Source organism: Streptomyces sp. S.PNR 29 (genome assembly GCF_030386795.1).
Lineage (GTDB): Bacteria > Actinomycetota > Actinomycetes > Streptomycetales > Streptomycetaceae > Streptomyces.
In genome coordinates this window covers 352,640-372,722 of record NZ_JANUQM010000003.1, presented here as the reverse complement: position 1 = coordinate 372,722, position 20,083 = coordinate 352,640, and the positions used below count along the sequence as shown (strand labels likewise).

The 20,083-nt window shown below is 70.2% G+C and carries 20 protein-coding genes; 9 read left to right on the top strand and 11 right to left on the bottom strand.

Going from position 1 to position 20,083, the window contains the following annotated elements; all coding sequences use genetic code 11:
- The first annotated feature begins 118 nt into the window (after positions 1-118).
- From NW895_RS10565 to NW895_RS10545, 5 genes are all read left to right on the top strand, one after another.
- Positions 119-1,057, top strand: coding sequence for an SPFH domain-containing protein (locus NW895_RS10565; protein WP_289935143.1), 939 nt, complete (start codon positions 119-121; stop codon positions 1,055-1,057).
- Positions 1,054-1,302: a hypothetical protein gene (locus tag NW895_RS10560; RefSeq protein ID WP_289935142.1), complete on the top strand. Its 249-nt coding sequence runs from the start codon at positions 1,054-1,056 to the stop codon at positions 1,300-1,302. The genes NW895_RS10565 and NW895_RS10560 overlap by 4 nt, the downstream gene beginning before the upstream one ends.
- A 104-nt stretch (positions 1,303-1,406) precedes the next feature.
- Entirely contained in the window at positions 1,407-1,931 is a 525-nt protein-coding gene (locus NW895_RS10555; RefSeq protein WP_289935141.1) for a PadR family transcriptional regulator, read from the top strand.
- Complete coding sequence (locus NW895_RS10550) at positions 1,928-2,617, top strand: ABC transporter ATP-binding protein (RefSeq protein ID WP_289935140.1); 690 nt, start codon at positions 1,928-1,930, stop codon at positions 2,615-2,617. Before NW895_RS10555 ends, NW895_RS10550 begins: the two co-directional genes overlap by 4 nt.
- Complete coding sequence (locus NW895_RS10545) at positions 2,614-4,950, top strand: FtsX-like permease family protein (protein WP_289935139.1); 2,337 nt, start codon at positions 2,614-2,616, stop codon at positions 4,948-4,950. Before NW895_RS10550 ends, NW895_RS10545 begins: the two co-directional genes overlap by 4 nt.
- Positions 4,951-4,952: 2 nt before the next feature.
- Here NW895_RS10545 and NW895_RS10540 read toward each other — a convergent pair whose 3' ends face one another.
- A complete protein-coding gene (locus NW895_RS10540; protein WP_289935138.1) occupies positions 4,953-5,894 on the bottom strand; it encodes a LysR substrate-binding domain-containing protein in 942 nt (313 codons plus the stop codon).
- Between the two features lie 150 nt (positions 5,895-6,044).
- Here NW895_RS10540 and NW895_RS10535 point away from each other — a divergent pair, with 150 nt between their 5' ends.
- Together NW895_RS10535 and NW895_RS10530 are read left to right on the top strand one after the other, a co-directional pair.
- Positions 6,045-6,599: a peroxiredoxin gene (locus tag NW895_RS10535; RefSeq protein ID WP_289935137.1), complete on the top strand. Its 555-nt coding sequence runs from the start codon at positions 6,045-6,047 to the stop codon at positions 6,597-6,599.
- A gap of 6 nt (positions 6,600-6,605) precedes the next feature.
- On the top strand, positions 6,606-7,139 hold the full coding sequence (locus tag NW895_RS10530) for an alkyl hydroperoxide reductase (RefSeq protein WP_289935136.1): 534 nt from the start codon (positions 6,606-6,608) through the stop codon (positions 7,137-7,139).
- 154 nt (positions 7,140-7,293) lie between these two features.
- On the opposite strand, the gene NW895_RS10525 is transcribed toward NW895_RS10530, so the two are convergent.
- The 4 genes from NW895_RS10525 to NW895_RS10510 all read right to left on the bottom strand — a co-directional run bounded on the left by NW895_RS10525 (position 7,294) and on the right by NW895_RS10510 (position 12,318).
- Positions 7,294-8,616, bottom strand: a complete 1,323-nt coding sequence (locus tag NW895_RS10525) for an AI-2E family transporter (protein WP_289935135.1) — start codon at positions 8,614-8,616, stop codon at positions 7,294-7,296.
- Positions 8,617-8,764: 148 nt separating this feature from the next.
- On the bottom strand, positions 8,765-9,466 hold the full coding sequence (locus NW895_RS10520) for a transglycosylase SLT domain-containing protein (RefSeq protein WP_289935134.1): 702 nt from the start codon (positions 9,464-9,466) through the stop codon (positions 8,765-8,767).
- Between the two features lie 402 nt (positions 9,467-9,868).
- Positions 9,869-11,194, bottom strand: a complete 1,326-nt coding sequence (locus NW895_RS10515; RefSeq protein ID WP_289935133.1) for a PhoH family protein — start codon at positions 11,192-11,194, stop codon at positions 9,869-9,871.
- A gap of 350 nt (positions 11,195-11,544) precedes the next feature.
- Complete coding sequence (locus NW895_RS10510) at positions 11,545-12,318, bottom strand: isoprenyl transferase (protein WP_289935132.1); 774 nt, start codon at positions 12,316-12,318, stop codon at positions 11,545-11,547.
- A gap of 720 nt (positions 12,319-13,038) precedes the next feature.
- Here NW895_RS10510 and NW895_RS10505 point away from each other — a divergent pair.
- Positions 13,039-14,196: a winged helix DNA-binding domain-containing protein gene (locus tag NW895_RS10505; protein ID WP_289935131.1), complete on the top strand. Its 1,158-nt coding sequence runs from the start codon at positions 13,039-13,041 to the stop codon at positions 14,194-14,196.
- 3 nt (positions 14,197-14,199) lie between these two features.
- Here NW895_RS10505 and NW895_RS10500 read toward each other — a convergent pair whose 3' ends face one another.
- From NW895_RS10500 to NW895_RS10475, 6 genes are all read right to left on the bottom strand, one after another.
- Positions 14,200-15,075 carry a class I SAM-dependent methyltransferase gene (locus NW895_RS10500; RefSeq protein ID WP_289935130.1) on the bottom strand — a complete coding sequence of 292 codons (876 nt, stop codon included), beginning with the start codon at positions 15,073-15,075 and terminating at the stop codon, positions 14,200-14,202.
- A gap of 95 nt (positions 15,076-15,170) precedes the next feature.
- Entirely contained in the window at positions 15,171-16,046 is an 876-nt protein-coding gene (locus tag NW895_RS10495; RefSeq protein WP_289935129.1) for an LLM class flavin-dependent oxidoreductase, read from the bottom strand.
- Positions 16,047-16,087: 41 nt separating this feature from the next.
- Positions 16,088-16,663 carry a dihydrofolate reductase family protein gene (locus NW895_RS10490; protein ID WP_289935128.1) on the bottom strand — a complete coding sequence of 192 codons (576 nt, stop codon included), beginning with the start codon at positions 16,661-16,663 and terminating at the stop codon, positions 16,088-16,090.
- Between the two features lie 203 nt (positions 16,664-16,866).
- Positions 16,867-17,859, bottom strand: coding sequence for a hypothetical protein (locus tag NW895_RS10485; RefSeq protein WP_289935127.1), 993 nt, complete (start codon positions 17,857-17,859; stop codon positions 16,867-16,869).
- A 26-nt stretch (positions 17,860-17,885) separates the two neighbouring features.
- A complete protein-coding gene (locus NW895_RS10480) occupies positions 17,886-18,551 on the bottom strand; it encodes a hypothetical protein (protein WP_289935126.1) in 666 nt (221 codons plus the stop codon).
- A 234-nt stretch (positions 18,552-18,785) separates the two neighbouring features.
- Positions 18,786-19,535: a prepilin peptidase gene (locus NW895_RS10475; RefSeq protein ID WP_289935125.1), complete on the bottom strand. Its 750-nt coding sequence runs from the start codon at positions 19,533-19,535 to the stop codon at positions 18,786-18,788.
- Between the two features lie 128 nt (positions 19,536-19,663).
- Between NW895_RS10475 and NW895_RS10470 the strand changes: the two genes are divergently transcribed.
- On the top strand, positions 19,664-20,077 hold the full coding sequence (locus NW895_RS10470) for a DUF192 domain-containing protein (protein ID WP_289935124.1): 414 nt from the start codon (positions 19,664-19,666) through the stop codon (positions 20,075-20,077).
- Positions 20,078-20,083: the final 6 nt, after the last annotated feature.

Here is a 20,083-nt window from a genome sequence, read left to right as displayed (position 1 = left end):
CCGACCAGCGGGAGGGCCGCAGGGTTGCCATGCGGGGATAAAGTGATATCACTTAGTTAGTGTCGTGCTAGACGGGGTCACACAGGAGTGACTCCGCGCGAGAACGGGGGGATCACCCATGTCCACACAGGAATCCCAGGTCACCGCCGATGCGCCCGAGATGCCGACGCCGCGTGTACGGGAGTTTCCGGCACACAGCATCGGTGGCGGGCTCGCACTGCTGCTCGGACTGGTCGGACTGCTCGTCGGCGCCGTGACGGTCATCACCGGTGCGACGGCCGTCACGGCGACCGGCCTCAAGGCCTCGCTGATCGTCGCCGGCATCCTGATCGACTTCGCCTCGACCCTGGCCATGTGCGGACTGAACATGGTGGCGCCGGGCGAGGCGCGGGTCGTCCAGCTCTTCGGGCGGTACCGGGGGACGATCCGGGAGGACGGACTGCGCTGGGTGAACCCCTTCACCCAGCGCACCAAGATCTCGACGCGGGTACGCAACCACGAGACGGCCGTGCTGAAGGTCAACGACGCCTACGGCAACCCCATCGAGCTGGCCGCCGTCGTGGTGTGGAAGGTCGAGGACACCGCGCAGGCCACCTTCGAGGTGGACGACTACATAGAGTTCGTCTCCACCCAGACCGAGGCGGCCGTGCGGCACATCGCCATCGAGTACCCCTACGACGCCCATGAGGAGGACGGCCTCTCGCTGCGCGGCAACGCCGAGGAGATCACCGAGAAGCTGGCCCTCGAACTGCACGCACGCGTGGAGGCGGCCGGCGTGCAGATCATCGAGTCGCGGTTCACGCATCTCGCGTACGCTCCCGAGATCGCCTCGGCGATGCTCCAGCGGCAGCAGGCCGGGGCGGTCGTCGCGGCGCGGCGGCAGATCGTGGACGGAGCGGTGGGGATGGTCGAAGCGGCGATCGCCCGGATCACCGAGCGGGACATCGTGGAGCTGGACTCCGAGCGGAAGGCGGCGATGGTGTCGAACCTGATGGTGGTGCTGTGCGGGGATCGCGCCGCACAGCCGGTCCTCAACACCGGGTCGCTCTACCAGTGACGGCCCCTTCCGAAGGCTCCACCCCGGGGCGGCGGCCGCAGCAGCGCAAGCAGGTGCTGCTGCGGCTGGACCCGCTGGTGTACGAGGCGCTGGCCCGCTGGGCGGGCGACGAGCTCCGCTCGGCCAACGCGCAGATCGAGTTCCTGCTGCGCAGGGCACTGGCGGAGGCAGGGCGCCTGCCCCGCGAGGCCGGGCCCATCGCGCGGCGCGGACGTCCACCCGGCACACCGCCCGAGTCTCAGTAGCAGAACCGTGACAATCGGCGCCCACCTGCGCCGCCGTCCTCCACGCCACGCGCTGCACACTCCGCGTATACACACGGCGTATACACGATGTGTAGAGTGCCGTCATGTCCATTGGTCACACCCTTCTAGGGCTCCTGGAGTCCGGGCCCCGCCACGGCTACGACCTCAAGCGGGCCTTCGACGAGAAGTTCGGTCACGACCGGCCGCTGCACTACGGCCAGGTCTACTCGACGATGTCCCGCCTGCTGAAGCACGGGCTCGTCGAGGTCGACGGGATCGAGGCGGGCGGTGGCCCGGAGCGGAAGCGGTACGCCATCACCGAGGCCGGGATCACCGACGTGGAGCGGTGGCTCGCGACGCCGGAGAAGCCCGAGCCGTACCTCCAGTCCACGCTGTACACCAAGGTCGTCCTCGCGCTGCTCACCCACCGCGACGCGGCCGACATCCTCGACACCCAGCGCTCCGAGCACCTGCGCAGCATGCGCATCCTCACCGACCGCAAGCGCAAGGGCGACCTCGCCGACCAGCTCATCTGCGACCACGCCCTGTTCCACCTGGAGGCCGACCTGCGCTGGCTGGAGCTGACCGCCGCGCGTCTCGACAAGCTCCGTGCGGCGGTGACCGCATGACGTTTCCCGCTGGTTCGCTGCTGGCCGCCGAGGGCCTGCGCAAGGCGTACGGGCCGACCCTCGCGCTCGACGGCGCCGAGTTCTCCATCCACCCCGGCGAGGTCGTCGCCGTGATGGGCCCCTCCGGGTCCGGCAAGTCGACGCTGCTGCACTGCCTCGCCGGGATCGTGACGCCCGACTCCGGGACGATCACGTACAACGGGCGGGAGCTGTCCGCCATGAGCGACACCCAGCGCAGTCAGCTGCGCCGCTCGGAGTTCGGGTTCGTGTTCCAGTTCGGGCAGCTCGTACCGGAGTTGACCTGTGTGGAGAACGTGGCGCTTCCGCTGCGGCTGAACGGCACCTCCCGCAAGAAGGCCGAACGGACCGCGCTGGCGTGGATGGAGCGGCTGGAGGTCGACGACCTGAGGAAGAAGCGGCCGGGCGAGGTGTCCGGCGGTCAGGGACAGCGGGTCGCCGTCGCCCGTGCGCTGGTCACGGGTCCGCGCGTGCTGTTCGCCGACGAGCCGACCGGCGCGCTCGACTCGCTCAACGGCGAGCGCGTGATGGAGCTGCTCACGGATGCCGCCCGGTCCACCAACGCCGCCGTCGTACTCGTCACGCACGAGGCGCGGGTGGCCGCGTACTCCGACCGCGAGATCGTCGTACGGGACGGGAAGTCCCGGGACATGGAGCGCGTCATATGAGGACGCGCCAGTGGGCCGGGGATCTGGCCATGGGGGTCCGCTTCGCCTTCACCGGCGGGCGTGAGGGATGGGTCCGCGCCCTGCTGACGGCTGTCGGCGTGGGGCTCGGGGTGGCGCTGCTGCTGCTCACCACCGCGATACCGAACGCGTTGGACGAGCGGCACCGACGCGAGGAGGCGCGCAGCGACCACACCTGGAGCCAGCAGAAGATACCGAAGGCCGACGACACCCTGATCGTGCTGGACGCGGACACCACGTTCCACGACAAGGACGTCCGCGGGCGGGTGCTGGAACCCGAGGGCGCGCGGGCTCCGCTGCCGCCGGGGGTCCCGGCGTTCCCGGCGGCGGGCGAGATGGTCGTCTCCCCCGCGCTGAAGGAGTTGCTCGACTCCGCGGACGGCAGGCTGCTGCGCGAGAGGCTGCACCACCGGATCGCCGGCACCATCGGCGAGCAGGGACTCATCGGCTCGCAGGAACTCGCCTACTACGCGGGCGGCAAGGGGCTCGCGAAGCAGCTGGAGCACACCAGCGGGGCCCGGATCGACAGCTTCGGGAACGACGACCTGGGCAGCTCCGACCGCTGGGACCCGGTCCTGCTCCTGCTCGTCCTGGTCGTGTTCGTGGTGCTGCTGATGCCGGTCGCCGTGTTCATCGCCACGGCCGTGCGGTTCGGCGGCGAGCGGCGCGACCGGCGGCTCGCGGCGCTCCGGCTGATCGGCTCCGACAGCCGCATGACACGGCGGATCGCGGCCGGCGAGGCGCTCGCCGGTTCCCTGCTCGGCCTGGTCTTCGGTGTCGGCTTCTTCCTGATCGGCCGTGAGGTCGCCGCCTCCTTCGAGGTGTTCCGCGTCAGCGTGTTCCCGAGCTATCTCAACCCCGCGCCCGCGCTCGCCGCGCTCGTCGCGGTCGCGGTCCCGGCGGCCGCCGTCCTGGTGACTCTCCTGGCGCTGCGCGGCGTGGTCATCGAACCGCTCGGCGTGGTCCGGACGGCCAAGCCCACGCGGCGCCGGCTGTGGTGGCGGCTGCTGCTGCCGCTGGCCGGGCTCGCGATGCTCTACCCGATGGTCGGGCAGGGCCGCGACGACGGGGAGTTCAACCAGTACCTGGTCGTCGGGGGTGTCATGCTCCTGCTCGTCGGGGTCACGGCGCTGCTGCCGTGGATCGTCGAGATGGTCGTCGCCCGGCTCGGCTCGGGCGGGGTGGCCTGGCAACTCGCGGTACGGCGGCTGCAGTTGAGCAGCGGCACGGCCGCCCGCATGGTCAATGGCATCGCGGTGGCGGTGGCCGGGGCGATCGCACTGCAGATGCTGTTCGCCGGGCTGGACGACTTCTACACCAAGGCGTCGAAGCACGACGTCTCGAGGGCCCAGATGCAGGTGCACGTGCCGCAGGACGCCGACCCCGCCGCCGCGGCCGAGAGGTTCCGCGACACCAAGGGCGTGTCCAAGGTCATCGCGCTCACCCAGGCCTACCTCGGCGACCGGCGCGGCCAGGCGGAGTCCATCGCCCAGCTCACCGTCGGCGACTGCGCCACCCTGCGTGAGGTGGCCACACTGCCGTCCTGCCGCGACGGCGACGTCTTCGCCCTGCGCGGCGGGGACTACGACACCGAGACCGTCGGGATGGCCAAGCCCGGCAAGACGCTGTGGGCCGACGGAGCGGACGTGGGCCGGCCCGACGATCCGCAGATCTCCTGGACCGTGCCGCAGAACCTCCGGCAGGCCCAGTCCCGCGAGGACCCCACCGGCACCAAGCGCAGCGGCTTCCTGCTCACCAGCGGTGCGCTGCCCGCCAAGCTCCGCACGTACGCTTCCGGAGAGATCTACCTGAGCCTCGACCGCTCCGTGCCGGACGCGCAGGAGTACGTACGCAACACGGCCGCGCGGATCGACCCGATGTCCGCCCCCCTGACCTGGGCGGCCGTCGAGCGGGTGGACCGCTACGAGTCGATCCGCACCGGCCTGTTCGTCGGCGCCGCCTGTGTCCTGACCCTGATCGGCACGAGCCTGTTGGTCTCCCAGCTGGAACAGCTGCGTGAGCGCCGCAAGCTCCTGTCCTCGCTGGTCGCCTTCGGCACCCCCCGCCGCACGCTGAGCCTGTCGGTGCTGTGGCAGACGGCGATCCCCATCGGCCTGGGCCTGCTGCTGGCGTCCACGGTAGGCGTGACCCTGGGCGCTGTCCTGCTGCGGATGACGGACACGTCGGTCCGGGTCGACTGGACGAGCGTGCTGTCGATGACCGGCGTCGGCGCCGCGGTCGTCCTCGCGGTGACGCTGCTCAGCCTGCCGCCGCTGCTGCGCATGATGCGCCCGGACGGCCTGCGGACGGAGTGACCTCAGGCATCCACGATCTGCACCGGCAGGTCGCGCAGTGCCTCCCGCAGCGCGGCCGCGAGCTCCTCGTACTCCTCCGAGCGCGCGGCCCCCGTCCGCATGGCGAAGGCGATACGGCGGGCCGGGGCGGGGTCGGCGAAGTAGCCGGTGAGGAGCCGGCTGCTGCGGGTCGTCTCCACCTTGACGGCGGTACGCGGCAGCAGCGTGCAGCCGAGGCCGCCGGCGACGAGCTGGACGAGGGTGGCGAGCCCGGCGGCGGTCGTGGTGACCGGGGCGTCCTCGCGTCCCGCCTCCCGGCAGATGTCGAGGGCCTGGTCACGCAGGCAGTGCCCCTCGTCCAGCAGCAGCAGGTTGAGCTCCTTCAGGGCCTCGCGGGGAATGCCCTCCCGTCCGCCGAGCCAGTGGTCGAGCGGGGTGACGAGCACGAAGTCCTCGTCGAAGAGGGGGAGTTCGGTGATGCCGGGCACCCCGAGGGGGACGGCGAGCAGCAGCAGGTCGAGGCGCCCGTGGGCGAGCCCTTCCAGGAGCGAGGCGGTCTGCTCCTCGTGGACCTGGAGGTCGAGGTGGGGGTAGCGGTCGTGGACGAGGTTGAGCACGGTCGGCAGCAGGTACGGCGCCACGGTCGGGATGACGCCGAGGCGCAGCACACCGGTGAACGGCGCCCGTACCGCCTCCGCCTCCTCCATCAGCGCTCCCACCTCCCGCAGTACCGCCTTCGCCCGTACGGCGAGACGCTCGCCGGCGGGTGAGAGCAGCACCTTGCGGGTCGTACGCTCCAGGAGGGTGACACCGAGGGTCTCCTCCAGCGCGGACACGGCGCCGGAGAGCGCCGGTTGGCTCATGCCGATCGCGGCGGCGGCGTCGCGGAAGTGCAGATGCTCGGCGACGGCGGCGAAGGCGCGCAGCTGGGACAGGCTCGGTTGCTTCTTCTTGCTCAGGGTCATGCTTCACCCACGGTCACTGATAACTACCTCCGATCAGCTCGACCGAGTGTAGCTATTTCCGTAATCAATGTTCTCTGTGCCAACATCAACTACGACCAACCCATGGGAAACACCTACAAAATGGGTGTTTCTTCGCTGCAAGGAGAGCTAGTGCTCACTGTCGGTGACAAGTTCCCCGAGTTCGAACTGACCGCCTGCGTCTCGCTGGAGAAGGGCAAGGAGTTCGAGAAGATCAACCACAAGACCTACGAGGGTAAGTGGAAGGTGATCTTCGCCTGGCCCAAGGACTTCACCTTCGTGTGCCCGACCGAGATCGCGGCCTTCGGCAAGCTGAACGACGAGTTCGCCGACCGCGACGCCCAGGTCCTCGGCTTCTCCGGCGACTCCGAGTTCGTCCACCACGCCTGGCGCAAGGACCACGACGACCTGCGTGACCTGCCGTTCCCGATGATGGCCGACTCCAAGCACGAGCTGATGCGCGAGCTGGGCATCGAGGACGAGGAGGGCTTCGCCAAGCGTGCGGTCTTCATCGTGGACCAGAACAACGAGATCCAGTTCTCGATGGTGACCGCGGGCTCGGTCGGCCGTAACCCGAAGGAGGTCCTGCGGGTCCTCGACGCGCTCCAGACGGACGAGCTGTGCCCCTGCAACTGGTCGAAGGGCGACGAGACCCTCGACCCGGTCAAGCTGCTCGCCGGAGAGTGATCTGACATGTCGCTCGACTCCCTGAAGTCCGCCATACCGGACTACGCCAAGGACCTGAAGCTCAACCTGGGCTCGGTCATCGGCAACTCCGAACTGCCGGCGCAGCAGCTGTGGGGCACGGTGCTGGCGACCGCGATCGCCTCGCGCTCCCCGATCGTGCTGCGCGAGCTGGAGCCGGAGGCGAAGGCGAACCTGTCGCCGGAGGCGTACACGGCGGCCAAGGCCGCCGCCGCGGTGATGGCGATGAACAACGTCTTCTACCGCACGCGCCACCTCCTCTCGGACCACGAGTACGGCAACCTGCGCGCGGGCCTGCGGATGAACGTCATCGGCAACCCGGGCGTCGACAAGGTCGACTTCGAGCTGTGGTCCTTCGCGGTGTCCGCCATCAACGGCTGCGGTATGTGCCTCGACTCGCACGAGCAGGTGCTCCGCAAGGCGGGCCTGGACCGCGAGACGATCCAGGAGGCCTTCAAGATCGCCGCCGTCGTCCAGGCGGTGGGCGCGACGCTGGACGCCGAGGCGGTCCTCGCCGAGTAGCCCTCCGGGCCGCGCACCGGGCCCCGTTCACCTCAGTGGTGGGCGGGGCCCCGTCGTTTTTCGCCCCCGCCGGGGGGCTCCGCTCCCAGCGGGGTCCGGGGCAGCGCCCCGGGACGGGACGGGTGGGGGCGGCGGGGGCGAAAACGCCGGCCCGCTACGACGACGGCGGCGGGGCGTCCGCCGCGGGCTGTCCTTCCGTCACCGGTGACGCGACCGCGGACGTGTCGCGCGGCTTCGGCGCACGCCGTATCGCCGCATCCCGCGAGTACGCCCGCAGATACCCCGCCACAGAGTTCGTCACCGCCACCAACGGCACGGCGACCACCGCCCCGCCGATCCCCGCCACCATGCCCCCGGCACTCACCGACAGCACCACCGCCAGCGGATGCACACGAACCGCGCGCCCCAGGATGAACGGCTGCAGGATGTGGCCCTCGATCTGCTGCACCGCCAGCACCACCGCCAGCGTCATGACGGCCGTGAAGACGCCCTGGGTCACCAGCGCCACCAGAACCGCCAGCGCGCCGGACACCACCGCTCCCACCAGCGGGATGAACGCGAAGAGGAAGATGAAGACGGCCAGAGGCACCGCCATCGGCACATCGAGGAAGTAGATGCCCAGGCCGATGAAGATGGCGTCGATCAGGGCCACGACCACCGTCCCGCGCACGTACGCCGTCAGCGTCCGCCACGCCCGCGGCCCGGCCCCGGCCACCCCCGGACGCGCCGCCGACGGCACCAGCTTCAGCGTCCACTCCCAGATGCTCTTGCCGTCGTAGAGCAGAAAGAGCGTCGAGAAGATCGTCAGGAGGATGCCGGTCAGGGCCTCCACCACGACCGTCACGCCCTCCAGCCCCGCCGACGTGATCTGGTCGGTGTTCGCACCGACCGCCTCCCGCAGGTTCGTGGCGATCTCGTTGATCTGCTTGTCCGTGACGTGGAAGGGGCTGTTCAGCAGCCAGTTCCGCAACTCGTCGATGCCGTCCTGGATCTGGCTCGACAGGTCGTCGATGTTCTCCATGACCTGCCAGGTCACGAACCAGCCGATCAGCCCCATGATGACGAAGCCGAGGATCGCCGTCAGCGCCGTGGCCGGCCCGCGCGGCACGCCGTACCGCCGCAGCCACGCCACGGCCGGCTGCAGCAACGCCGTGATGAGCAGCGCCGCCACGAAGGCCAGCACCACGAGTTGTACGGCACTGATGACCTTCATCAGCACCCAGAGCGTGCCCGCCAGCACCAGCAGCCGCCATCCGGCCTCGGCGGCGACCCGCACCCCCCACGGCACCGCCTGCGCGGGATCCGGGCGTGGCACGACCGAGGGCGGGTAGTCAGGGGGCGGCGGGACGTGGTCCGGCGGGTCGGCCGACTCGTCGGCGCTCTCCCGTTCCGCCTCGGCGCGGCGCTCGCTCCACCGCTCGCTCATCTCGGTGAGCCCGGCACCGAGCCGGCCCAGCCACCCTGGCACTTGCGACATGATCCGTCCTTTTCCCCCGGCCGCCCCCACCACTCCCCCTGGAGTCGTTCCGTCCGACCGTACAGGTAGGGCACAGGGCGAAAGCCCCCCACCACGGGACGGCGAGGGGCTGCGCGGAGTTGAACGACGGCTTGCGGCCGTGGCCGGCTCAGTACCAGTTGTTGGCCTGCCAGAACGACCACGCCTCACAGGGGCTGCCGTAGCGCTCGTTCATGTAGTTGAGGCCCCACTTGATCTGGGTGGCCGGGTTGGTCCGCCAGTCGGCACCGGCGGAGGCCATCTTGGAGCCGGGCAGTGCCTGGAACATGCCGTAGGCACCGGAGGAGGGGTTCACGGCCTGGTAGTTCCAGTCGGACTCGTGGTCCACGATGTTGCTGAAGCACTGGAACTGCCCGCTCGGCACCATCTGGGCCGCCATCGCCTGGATCGCGGAGATGCTGTACGACTTGAGAACGGGGAAGTCGGACGCGCTCCGGGAGGCCTTCTCCTTGGCCTCGGCGCGCTCCTTCGCGGCCTGAGCCGCCTTCTCGGCGGCCTCCTTCTTCGCGATGGCGGTCTCGGCGGCAGCCTTGCGGGCCGCCTCCTCGGCGTCCTTCTTGGCGCTCGCGTCGGCAGCGATGGCCTGTGCGTCGGCCTGCTGCGTCAGGGACGCGGTCTGCACCTGGGCCTGCTGCCCCGCGGGTATGTCCGCCAGCAGCGTGGTGCCTGCTGCCGTCGCTTCGGCGTCGTTGGTCTGCGCGGTGCTGCCCGAGGCAACGCCGACGACGCTTCCGACAGCGGTGACCGCCGTGGCCGAGGCCACTGCGAATCCCCGGACCGAAATCCGGCTCACACGGTTTCCTTCCAGCATCGCCCGCTTCGGTGACCCTGGCGGACGCAATCGTGCCCCTGGCACTGGTCCCCCCAACTACGGGGTCACGGGAGACACGGGCCCGGTGGGCAGCTCCCGTCCTGGGAGCGCCGCTTGGTGCTCGGGCGGCATACGACGTCGCTATGCAGTTGATGGTGTTGCTCATGCGGCTCTGCACCGCTGGCGGTACAGGTGTGTCGTATGCGGGGCCTGACAGGAGTGAGACTCTGCCGTAATCCGACGCCGCAAGGCAATTCCGAGTTGCGTGTGAAAGCTCACATCTCGTTTGAGTCGGGGGATTCCCCGAATGCGTTACACACGAAAGCGCCGCCCGGCTAGGCTCTACGCCTTTCCCGGGCGGCGCCAACTGCCGCGTAACCGACCCTTATTGGGCCTGGCTTCTCAGATCTGCCCGTCTTCGAGCATTTCGGTCACAAGCGCAGCGATCTGGGACCTCTCGGACCGCGTCAGGGTGACGTGCGCGAAGAGCGGATGCCCCTTCAGCTTCTCGACGACGGCGACGACACCGTCGTACCGGCCGACTCTGAGGTTGTCCCGCTGCGCCACGTCGTGGGTCAGAACCACCCGCGAATTGGCGCCGATCCGGGACAGAACGGTCAGAAGAACGTTTCGCTCAAGGGACTGGGCCTCGTCCACGATGACGAACGCGTCATGGAGGGAGCGGCCGCGGATGTGCGTGAGCGGGAGGACCTCCAGCATCCCGCGCGCGGTGACCTCCTCGATGACCTCACGGCTGGTGACCGCCGACAGCGTGTCGAAGACCGCCTGCGCCCAGGGGCTCATCTTCTCGGCCTCGCTGCCGGGCAGATAGCCGAGCTCCTGCCCGCCCACCGCGTACAGCGGACGGAAGACCATGATCTTCTCGTGCTGACGGCGCTCCAGCACCGCCTCCAGACCCGCGCACAGCGCCAGCGCCGACTTGCCGGTGCCGGCCCGGCCGCCCATCGACACGATCCCGACGTCCGGGTCGAGCAGCAGATCCAGCGCGATGCGCTGCTCGGCGCTGCGCCCCTTGATGCCGAACGCCTCGCGGTCCCCGCGCACCAGACGGACGTTGCCCTCCGGCGAGACACGGCCCAGCGCCTTGCCGCGCTCCGACTGGATCGTCAGACCCGTGTGCACCGGCAGGTCGGCGGCCTCGGGAACGTAGACGTGCCCCTCCTCGAAAAGGATGTCCACCTGCTCGCCCGGCAGGGTCAGTTCGGACATTCCGGTCCAGCCGGAGGCGTCCGTGATGGCGAGCTCGGCGCGGTACTCCTCGGCGAGCAGGCCGACCGAGGACGCCTTGATCCTGAGGGGCAGGTCCTTCGACACGACGGTGACGTCGAATCCCTCGGCCTGCAGGTTGCGGGCGACCGCGAGGATGCGGGAGTCGTTGTCCCCCAGGCGGTAGCCGGTGGGCAGCACGCTGGGGTCCGAGTGGTTGAGCTCGACACGCACGGTTCCGCCGAGGTCCCCGATCGGGATGGGGGTATCGAGACGGCCGTGCCGGATCCGGCAGTCGTCGAGCAGGCGCAGGGCCTGCCGGGCGAAGTAGCCGAGTTCGGGATGGTGCCGCTTGGCCTCCAGCTCCGTGACCACGACGATGGGGAGCACGACCTCGTGCTCGTCGAAGCGGCTCAGGGCGTTCGGGTCGGCCAGCAGGACGCTGGTGTCGAGAACGTAGGTGCGCCGGTCTGGCTTGTGGCGCTTTGTGCTGGTCACCACGGAAGGACGTACCCCCTCGGATGAGGTCGGGGAGCGACGGAGTGGAATGCCGGGTGGGGCTGGGCGGGAGGAATCCCGACCGGTCGCCGGCCGCGATGCACGGGCCGGGAACCGGCCCTCCGCTGCTTCTTCCGTGCCGTGACCGCACGGTCGGGCTGGTGCAAAGGGCCTCCCGGGCGGACGGCCCCGTGCCGTCCGCTGAGATCCGACACCCGTGGTTCGGGCATCGACCTGTCTGGCTTATGCCCTCGAACACGCGCTGCCATGCCACGGCATATGACGGCGTGCCGGTGAACTCCTGGTTACGCCCGTCCTGAACTGGGAACTCGGCCGGGTCGCCCGGACTCGGGTCAGCCGCCGTAACGCCGGTGGCGGGCGGCGTAGTCACGCAGCGCGCGCAGGAAGTCGACCTTCCGGAAGGCCGGCCAGAAGACCTCGCAGAAGTAGTACTCCGAGTGGGCGGTCTGCCACAGCATGAACCCGGACAGCCGCTGCTCACCGCTGGTACGGATGACGAGGTCCGGGTCGGGCTGGGCACCGGTGTAGAGGTGGCGCCCGATCATGTCGATGTCGACGGCCTCGGCGAGCTCGTCCATCGACGTGCCCTTCTCGTGGGCGTCGAGCAGCATGGAGCGCACCGCGTCGGCGATCTCCTGACGGCCGCCGTAACCGATGGCGACGTTGACGAGTATCCCGTCGACGTGCGCGGTGGTCTCCTCGGCCTCCTTGAGGGTGCGCTGCATCTGCGCCGGCAGCAGGTCGAGCGTGCCGACGTGGTGCACGCGCCAGCGGCCGTCGGAGGCGAGGGTGCGGACGACGTCCTCGATGATCCCGAGCAGCGGGACCAGCTCCTCCTGGGGCCGGTCGAAGTTGTCCGTCGACAGCAGCCACAGGGTGACGACCTCGACGTCGGTCTCACTGCACCAGCCGAGGAACTCCTCGATCTTCTCGGCACCGGCCCGGTGTCCGTGGACGGTGCTGGAACCGGCGGCCTTCGCCCAGCGCCGGTTGCCGTCCATGATGACGCCGATGTGCTTGGGCACCTGAGCGTGGTCCAGGTGGCCTTCCACCCGGCGTGCGTACAGCCTGACCAGCAGGCTGCGCAGCTTGTCGCGCAGGTTCACGAGATTGTCAGCCCCTCCGTACGTGACGGTCCCCGTCGGCGAAGCGTACCCCTGCGAGGCTCGGCCGCGCCTTTCGGGGTGCGGTGGGCGGGGTGGTGGGGGTGCGGTGGGCGGGGTGGTGCGGCCGTCGGTGCGGGGCCCGTGACCGCCTCTGAACAGGTACTCCGCGGGCAGAAAAAACGGGCCGGTCCGTGGGGGGGAGACGGACCGGCCCGAGGGGGGGCTTCCACCATAACCCTTCGTGAGGGTTGCTGCGTGCATCGGCGTGCCACAACTACTCTCCGGAACCGGCCGACGACGCCCCGCTGGCCGCGGAAGCCCCCGTTCACAGCGGCCGCACGGCCGGAACGCAGCGGATTTCCCGGACTATGACAGGACATGTGGAGGCATCCCTCCCACGGGTGACCTCGGCGACGAACGCCCGCTTGACCCGTACGGCACCTTCGCGACCGCAGCGACACCGTCCCCGTGACGCGTCGTCAAAGGGGGGACATGGCACCGCGCAGCCCCCTCCTCTGCGCGGTACCGACCGCGCAGCTTTGCTCACGCGAATTACCTTGGTCTGAACTTACTCCAGATGCAGGACAGATGCGAGCCGACCGCGATAACGATGTGGAAACCGTGTGAGGATGCGGCGACGATCCACCGCCCCCACGGCGGGCCCTCACCCGAGCGACCACTAGGCCAGGATCTGACCTCATTCCGACCTACCGTCACCCCATGACGACGACGGTGAGAGTCGCCTGGGCCGCTGCGAGCGCCCGGCGAATCGAACGGCAGTTCCTGGCCAGGTCCGCGGAGACCGGTACGCCGGCCGCCGAAGTGGTCGGCAGCATGCTCGGCGCGCACGCGCAGGTGCTGTCCGCGGCCGAGCTGTCGATCGGGCTGCGGACCGCGGAGGCCACCCGGACGGACGTACGGGCCGCCCTCTGGGACGACCGCTCACTGGTGAAGACGCACGGTCCCCGCGGAACCGTCCACCTCCTCCCCTCCCACGAGCTGCCCCTGTGGTGCGCGGCCCTGACCGCGGTCCCCACCGGCCCGAGTCCCTTCCCGCCCGGCGCCCGCCTCACCGAGGACCAGGCCGACCGCGTGGTGACGGCCATCGCCGACGCCCTCGACGGCCGATTCCTCACCGTCGGCGAACTGGGCGAGGAGGTCGTCGCCCGCACCGGCCCCTGGGCAGGTGACCTGGTGATGCCGGCCTTCCAGGACATGTGGCCGCGCTGGCGGCAGGTGCTGCACCGCGCCGGCCAGTCGGGCGCGCTGTGCTTCGCCCCGAACCGCGGCCGCAAGGTGACGTACACCCGCCCGCCACGCTTCACCCCGGTGCCGCCGGAGGAGGCGCTGCGCAGCCTCGTGCGGCGTTACCTCCGCGCGTACGGTCCGGCGACGTCCGCCCACTTCGCCAAGTGGCTCGCGGCCCCGGCCGGCTGGGCGGCGGGCCTGTTCGCCGAACTGGCCGGGGCGGGCGAGATCGAGGAGGCCGACTTCGAGGGCGCACCGGCGTGGCTGGCGGCGGGCGACACGGCGTTCCCGGACGGGCCCTTACGCGGGGTGCGGCTGCTGCCGTACTTCGACGCGTACGTCATCGCCGCCCAGCCGCGCGAGCTGCTGTTCCCCGGCGAGGCGTACCGGCGGGCGCTGGCCGGGGGCCAGGCGGGCAACTACCCGGTGCTGCTGGTCGACGGAGTGGTGGCGGGGGTCTGGCACCAGCGGCGCCGTGGACGGCGTACGACGGTCACGGTGGAGCCGCTCGGGCACCTGACGGCGCGGCAGCTGCGGGAGCTGGGCGAGCAGGTGGAGCGGGTGGGCGAGGTGCTGGAAGCGGCGGCGGAGTTGGTCGTGGGGAAGGTGACGGCGGGCCCGCACGCCTGACCGTCACCCTCGCGGTTTGCGTGCCTCGAAGAGGTGGCGGGTGCTGTGGGCGACGAAGGGCCCGTCGGACCGGAGCCTCGCGTGCAGGGCGCGCAGCTGCGGCTCGTACGCGTCGACCGTGAAGCCGGGCACGATCCAGACCACCTTGCGCAGGAAGTGGACGACGGCCCCGATGTCGTGGAACTCCATGCGCAGCCGCTCCGCCCGCAGATCGACGACCTCCAGCCCGGCCGCCTCGGCGTCGGCGCGCTCCCGGTCGGGATGCCGGGCGCTGCGCGCCTCCTCCGGCTGGGGCCCGAGAAAGTGCTCGGTGAGCTCGACGACACTGGCGGGCCCGACATGCTGGGCGAAGTACGTGCCGCCGGGCTCCAGCACGCGCGCGATCTCCGCCCACTGCGGCCGCACCGGGTGCCGGCTCACGACGAGGTCGAAGGCCCCGTCCGCGAAGGGCAACGGCGCGTCCTCGGGCGCGGCGACGACCACCACACCGCGGGGGCGGAGCAGCGCGGTGGCCTTGGCGACGTTCGGCGGCCATCCCTCGGTGGCGACGGTGAGGCGGGGGTGCGCAGGGGTGGCACCGGGGCCTTGGGCGGCGCCGGCGTGACGGGCGGCGCCGAGCGCGAAGTCCAGCACCTCCCCTCCCCCGGTCTGCACATCGAGCACGGCCGCGGCACCGGCCAACCGCCCGGCCATCGCCCGCGCGTACCCCCAGGAGGGCCGCGCTTCGGTGGCCCGCCCCTCGAACCAGGAGAAGTCCCAGCCCTCGGTGGAGGCGGAGGCACCTTCGGCGACGAGGTCTTCGAAGGAGCGGGGGATTCCGGGAGAGCCGGCGGAGCTGGGGGCTCCGGGCGACCGGAGGGAGGGGGGCTGACCGTCCATGGGGTGATGATCGCAGGGGGAGTTCAGGCGGCGCCGCTGATTTTCGGTGCGCGCACTCCGCGGCGCGGAGCGCGCCCCGAGCCGAAGGCCGCCGTCTACGGCACCAACGGCCGCACTTCCTCCGCCACGAACCGCACGAACCCCTCCGGGTCGGGTTCGTCTCCCGTCGGCTGGAGGATCACGGTGTCGGCCCCGGCGTCGGCCAGCCGCTGGACGGCCTTGGCGACGGCGCCCGCGTCCCCGGCCACCCCGAGCTCCGGCACCGTGTCGAGCCCTTCGGCCACCAACTCGTCCCGTAGCCGTCCACCGGCGCCGGCCCCGGTGGCGGTGAGGAGATAGACGACCACCTTGTGCGGCTCCGTCCGCCCCGCCGACTCCCGCCCCTCGTCGATGAGCCGACGGGCACGCCGTACGCCGTCGGGTGGAGTGGCCGCGGTGAGGATGGTGCCGTCCGCGGCCTCACCGGAGAGCCGCAGGGTACGGGGCCCGGTGGCCCCGGCGAACACCTCCACGCCACCACCCTGCGGCGGCCAGTCGAGGCCGACGTCGTCGAGCTTGACGTACCGCCCCTCGGTGGTGACCCGCTCGCCGCGCAACAGGGCGCGCAAGGCAAGGAGATGCTCGCGCAGCAACGTCACCGGCGACTCGACCCGCGCCCCGACCTGCCCCATCCAGTCCTGCACTCCGTGCCCGACGCCGAGGATCGCGCGCGAGGGGAACATCCGGTGGAGCGTGGCGGCCTCCATGGCCGTGACGGCGACATTGCGCAACGGCACGGGCAGCAGCCCGACCCCGACGCGCACCCGCTCGGTCCAGGCGAGCGCGGCGGCGGCCGTCGAGATCCCGCCCTCCAGAAAACAGTCCTCCCACAGCCACAGCTCCTCAAGCCCCGCCTCGTCCGCGAGGCGGGAGACGGCCCGCAGCCGCTCGGGCGGAAGTTGGGGACGGAACACAGCGCCGAGTCCGGTCATGACGACCTTCCTACCCGGGCCGGCAGCCCCGGACAACATCTTTACGAGCCGGGGGCGTCGGCACGCTCGTACCGCAGCAGTACGACGCCGTTGCCGAAGGCGCGCGACTCGACGAGCCGGAGCGAGGCCGACGTGTCGAGCTCGGGGAACAGACGCTTGCCGCGGCCGAGGAGGACGGGGTGGACGTAGACCCGGAACTCGTCGACCAGTCCCTGCCGCAGGAAGGCCGCAGCGAGCCCGGCCCCACCGAGCCCGACATCACCCCCGGCCCGCTCCTTCAGCTCCCTGACGTCCTCGGGCACGACGTCCCTGACGATCCGCGTGTTCCACCCGGCCCGCTCGATCGTCCGCGAGTACACGACCTTCGGAATGTCCCGCCAGATCCCCGCGAACTCGGCCGTGGGCCCGGTGACGGCGGGGTCGGCGTCGGCGGTCGGCCAGTAGCCGGCCATGAGCTCATACGTCACCCGGCCGCTGAGGAGAGCGCCCATCTGTCCGATGGTGTCGTTGAAGTGCTGGTGCAGTTCATCGTCCACGCGGTGCCAGCTGATGTCCTGGTGGGGGCCTTCGATGTAGCCGTCGAGGGAGACCGACATCATCAGGACGACGTTGCTCATCGGGCACCTCGCCGACGCTTGTCCGGGCAGTGACCACCCAAGGTACTCACTCGGTTCGGAGAGACACTCCACACGCGATCGACGCCTGAGTTCGAGTCGACCGGCCGACGGTCAGCCGCTGCGCCAGTTCCGTTCGTGAAGCGACGCCGAAATGCCCGCCCCCTGCGCGGGAGCGGGCATCCGGTGACAGACCCTCAGGTCGGTCAGCGGTTGACGGCCTGGATCTCCTGTACGACGACGTCCTGATCCGCGCCGAACGTGCCGTCGGGCAGGTCGCCACCCGCTCCGCCGCTACCCGCCCACTGGATCTTCCAGGTGACCGTGGCCTTGAGCGGATACGAGCCGTGACCCGAGGAGCGCAGGTACTTCACGCCACATGGTGGCGTCTCGTTCGCCTTGCCCTTGGCGTAGGGCTCGCCGATGCGACCGTTGTTGATCTCGCACACCCCAGATGCGGGGTAGGTCACGGCGTCCGCGGTTCCCGGGTCGATCTTGAGGGATACCGGCTCTGCCGTCGCGGTCGCCTCTACACCAAGCACCGGTACGGAGGCGGTGACGGAGACCGGCTTGAACTCGGCGGCGTCCAGCCAGGCCCAGGTCGGCAGGTTGACCTTGGTGGTGTTCTCCGGAGCCAGGGTCACCTTGGTGCTGGGGACTCGGATCTGCGCGTACGCGAGTTCGGCGAGGACCTCGGGGGTCACGGCGTTCTCGATATCAGCGGGCGGTGCGTCACCCTCGTCCACCCAAAAGATGGGCTTGTCGCAGTCCAGCGCCCCCGGATCCCCCTCGCGACCCGGCGTGACGTAGAAGTCCCACCAGTAGCCCTCGCCGGCCTTCTCCTTGTTGAAGTCCTTGTAGGGGTGACCGTTCACGTAATGGTCGCGCTGCTTGGCATCCCACTCATAGCCCGTCGAACCGGCCTCCCAAATGGGCTCCAGGTAGGCCTTGAGCTCATCCGGGGTGTACTTCGGCGCGTAGTAGCAGGCGGGCGGGGCCCACGTCGTGGTGGACGTCACCGGGCCCACGGATTGGCCGGAGCCGTTCTTTGATTGGTCATAGACGACAGCTCCGGCCGTCACCGACACGTTCTGCCCCTTGCGGTCCGCCGAGACGTTGGTGTCGCTCTCACGTGTGCCGTCGGGCGTGACCTTGGCCCAAGCATTCGACGCGCCCAGAGCCGATAGGCTGACGGCCACTGCGAGGGTGCCAAACACTCTCCGTTTCACTTGAGGCACTGCTTCGCTCCCGCAGTCGAAACGATGCGCGTGGTCTGCCAGACCCCGTCACTGTTCTTTTCCAGTTTCGTGTTGTAGAGGATGAAGTCCTCGTCCGAAGGACTGGTGACCTTCGCCTTGTTCGTCTTGAGATCCTTGGCGTAGCCCTTGCTCTCGTCGGCACAGAACACGACAGAGGCGGCTTTGTCGCCGTCAAGTGTCACGGTCCGGTTGTAGTACTGGATCGTGCCCGTGATGCCGAGGTTGGCCTTCTTGAACTTCTCCACCCAGGTGACGGCGGCTTCCAGCGCCCTGCCGCTGTTGTAGAAGTTCAGCGCTTCTTCCTTGGGATCCGTCCCCGCGATCGCCGCGTTGACGGCACGCATACGATCCGCGCTGTCGGCGAGTACGGCGTCCTTGACGGGGTCACCTGTCTTGGCGCCCTCGAACGTCATGGTCAGATCTGACGGCAGTTTGATCTCCGGACGACCAGCAGCCGACGAGGCCGACCCGCTCGGGCCGGCGGACGCCGGCGCCTTGCTCCCCGTGTCGGCTCCCGCGATCTTGTCGTTGTCCTTGTCCTTGGAGCTGTCATCGCTCCCGCACGCGGACAGCGTCAGGGCCGCAGCGGCGGTCAGCGTGAGCGCTGCGAGCAGGGTGGGGCGGCGGTTCACTGTCGGCTCCTGGTGAGGCGAGGCTTCTCTTGAGCGAAGCAACGCTATCCAGGAGGGGGTGGTGGCACCAGGGTGAAGCTTTTCAGCGCACGGGGTGTATGAGACCAAATCGGTTGTTGCTAGACCCACTTGGGCCATAACGGTTGCGTAACGCGGGAGTCGGCTCACCGGGCGATGCGCGGGTGGCTCGTTTCTCTCACAAAGCAGCAAAGCCGACGGGTCGCTGAGTGACCGTCATGCCGTCACCGCACCCACCACCATCCCCGTGAACGCCCCGCCCACCATGAACGGGCCCAGTGGAATCGCCGCCCTTCGGTCCGCGCGCCGCAGGGCGACGAGAGTGAGGCCGTACAGCGTGCCGTAGAGGAGGCCCGACAAGGCTCCGGTCAGGAGGGTTGGCCAGCCGTACCAGCCGAGGGGGAGGCCGAGGGCCAGGGCCAGTTTGACGTCGCCGAAGCCCATGCCGTCGGGGTTGATGAGGAACAGCAGGAGATACGCGGCGCCCATGGTCAGGGCACCCAGGAGGCTCGTCGGCCAGGAGCCCGCCGCTGTGGGGGACAGTGCCGCCAGGCCCAGGAGGGCTGCGAGGGCGAACGCGAGGGGGAGGGTCAGGACGTCGGGGAGGCGGTGGACGCGGTGGTCGATCAGGGAGAGGAGGACCGCTACGGGGGTTGCCAGGAGCCACACCACTGTTTCCGGGTGGGGGCCCGTTGCCGCCGCCAGGGTCGTGCAGACCAGGGTCGTTGCCGCGGTGACGGCGAGGGTGCTGGGGCCGTACGGGCCGCATGGCCCCGCCGGCGCGCCGGCCCGGCACTGCGCCCGGCCCAGCCAGCCGCCGAACACGCCGGTGATCGGGTGGGCGGCGGGGCAGCGGTCGTTCCAGGGCTTGCCGGAGTCGACGGCGAGGCGGTGGGCGGCGCGGGGCAGGAGAAGGCCTGTGCCGGTGCCCCACAGGGCGGCCGCGACTGTCAGGAGGAGGCGCACTCCGGGAACGTAGTGCCGACGGCACCCGTCCGGCATGGGTCCCTGGGCCCATGTAGGGCCTACTCCCCTGCCGATACGTTCGGTTCGGACGGCAGGGCACACGGCACTGAGCGGGAGGTGGCCTCGGTATGGGGCGGCGCTGGCGGGACGGGCGAGGCAGGCTTGTCGTGCGGGGAGGCAAGGCGAGCGAGGCAGCGTTCAGTGTTCCGCTGGAGATCGCCACCTCCTACCGCGCCCGTACCCGGGGGCTGCTGGGGCGGGACTCGGTCGACGGGGCGATCCTGCTGTCCCCTGCCAACAGCGTGCACACCTTCCGTATGCGGATGCCGATCGACGTCGCGTACCTCGACCGGGATCTCACCGTCGTCGCCGTGCGCACCATGAAGCCGGGGCGGCTCGGGCTGCCCCGGCTCCGGTCCCGGCATGTGCTGGAGGCGGAGGCCGGGGTGATGGAGGGGTGGGGGGTGCGGGCCGGAGTGCGGGTGGAGGTGCGTGTGGAGGAGGACGCGGAGGGCGGGGCGGCCAGTCGTCCGGCTCCGTGACGGTGC

Bases quoted from the DNA above. Each gene is read 5' to 3' on its own strand.
- NW895_RS10565 (WP_289935143.1), top strand. From the start codon at position 119: ATGTCCACACAGGAATCCCAGGTCACCGCCGATGCGCCCGAGATGCCG.
- NW895_RS10555 (WP_289935141.1), top strand. From the start codon at position 1,407: ATGTCCATTGGTCACACCCTTCTAGGGCTCCTGGAGTCCGGGCCCCGC.
- NW895_RS10550 (WP_289935140.1), top strand. From the start codon at position 1,928: ATGACGTTTCCCGCTGGTTCGCTGCTGGCCGCCGAGGGCCTGCGCAAG.
- NW895_RS10545 (WP_289935139.1), top strand. From the start codon at position 2,614: ATGAGGACGCGCCAGTGGGCCGGGGATCTGGCCATGGGGGTCCGCTTC.
- NW895_RS10540 (WP_289935138.1), bottom strand. From the start codon at position 5,894: ATGACCCTGAGCAAGAAGAAGCAACCGAGCCTGTCCCAGCTGCGCGCC.
- NW895_RS10530 (WP_289935136.1), top strand. From the start codon at position 6,606: ATGTCGCTCGACTCCCTGAAGTCCGCCATACCGGACTACGCCAAGGAC.
- NW895_RS10525 (WP_289935135.1), bottom strand. From the start codon at position 8,616: ATGTCGCAAGTGCCAGGGTGGCTGGGCCGGCTCGGTGCCGGGCTCACC.
- NW895_RS10520 (WP_289935134.1), bottom strand. From the start codon at position 9,466: ATGCTGGAAGGAAACCGTGTGAGCCGGATTTCGGTCCGGGGATTCGCA.
- NW895_RS10505 (WP_289935131.1), top strand. From the start codon at position 13,039: ATGACGACGACGGTGAGAGTCGCCTGGGCCGCTGCGAGCGCCCGGCGA.
- NW895_RS10500 (WP_289935130.1), bottom strand. From the start codon at position 15,075: ATGGACGGTCAGCCCCCCTCCCTCCGGTCGCCCGGAGCCCCCAGCTCC.
- NW895_RS10495 (WP_289935129.1), bottom strand. From the start codon at position 16,046: ATGACCGGACTCGGCGCTGTGTTCCGTCCCCAACTTCCGCCCGAGCGG.
- NW895_RS10490 (WP_289935128.1), bottom strand. From the start codon at position 16,663: ATGAGCAACGTCGTCCTGATGATGTCGGTCTCCCTCGACGGCTACATC.
- NW895_RS10470 (WP_289935124.1), top strand. From the start codon at position 19,664: ATGGGGCGGCGCTGGCGGGACGGGCGAGGCAGGCTTGTCGTGCGGGGA.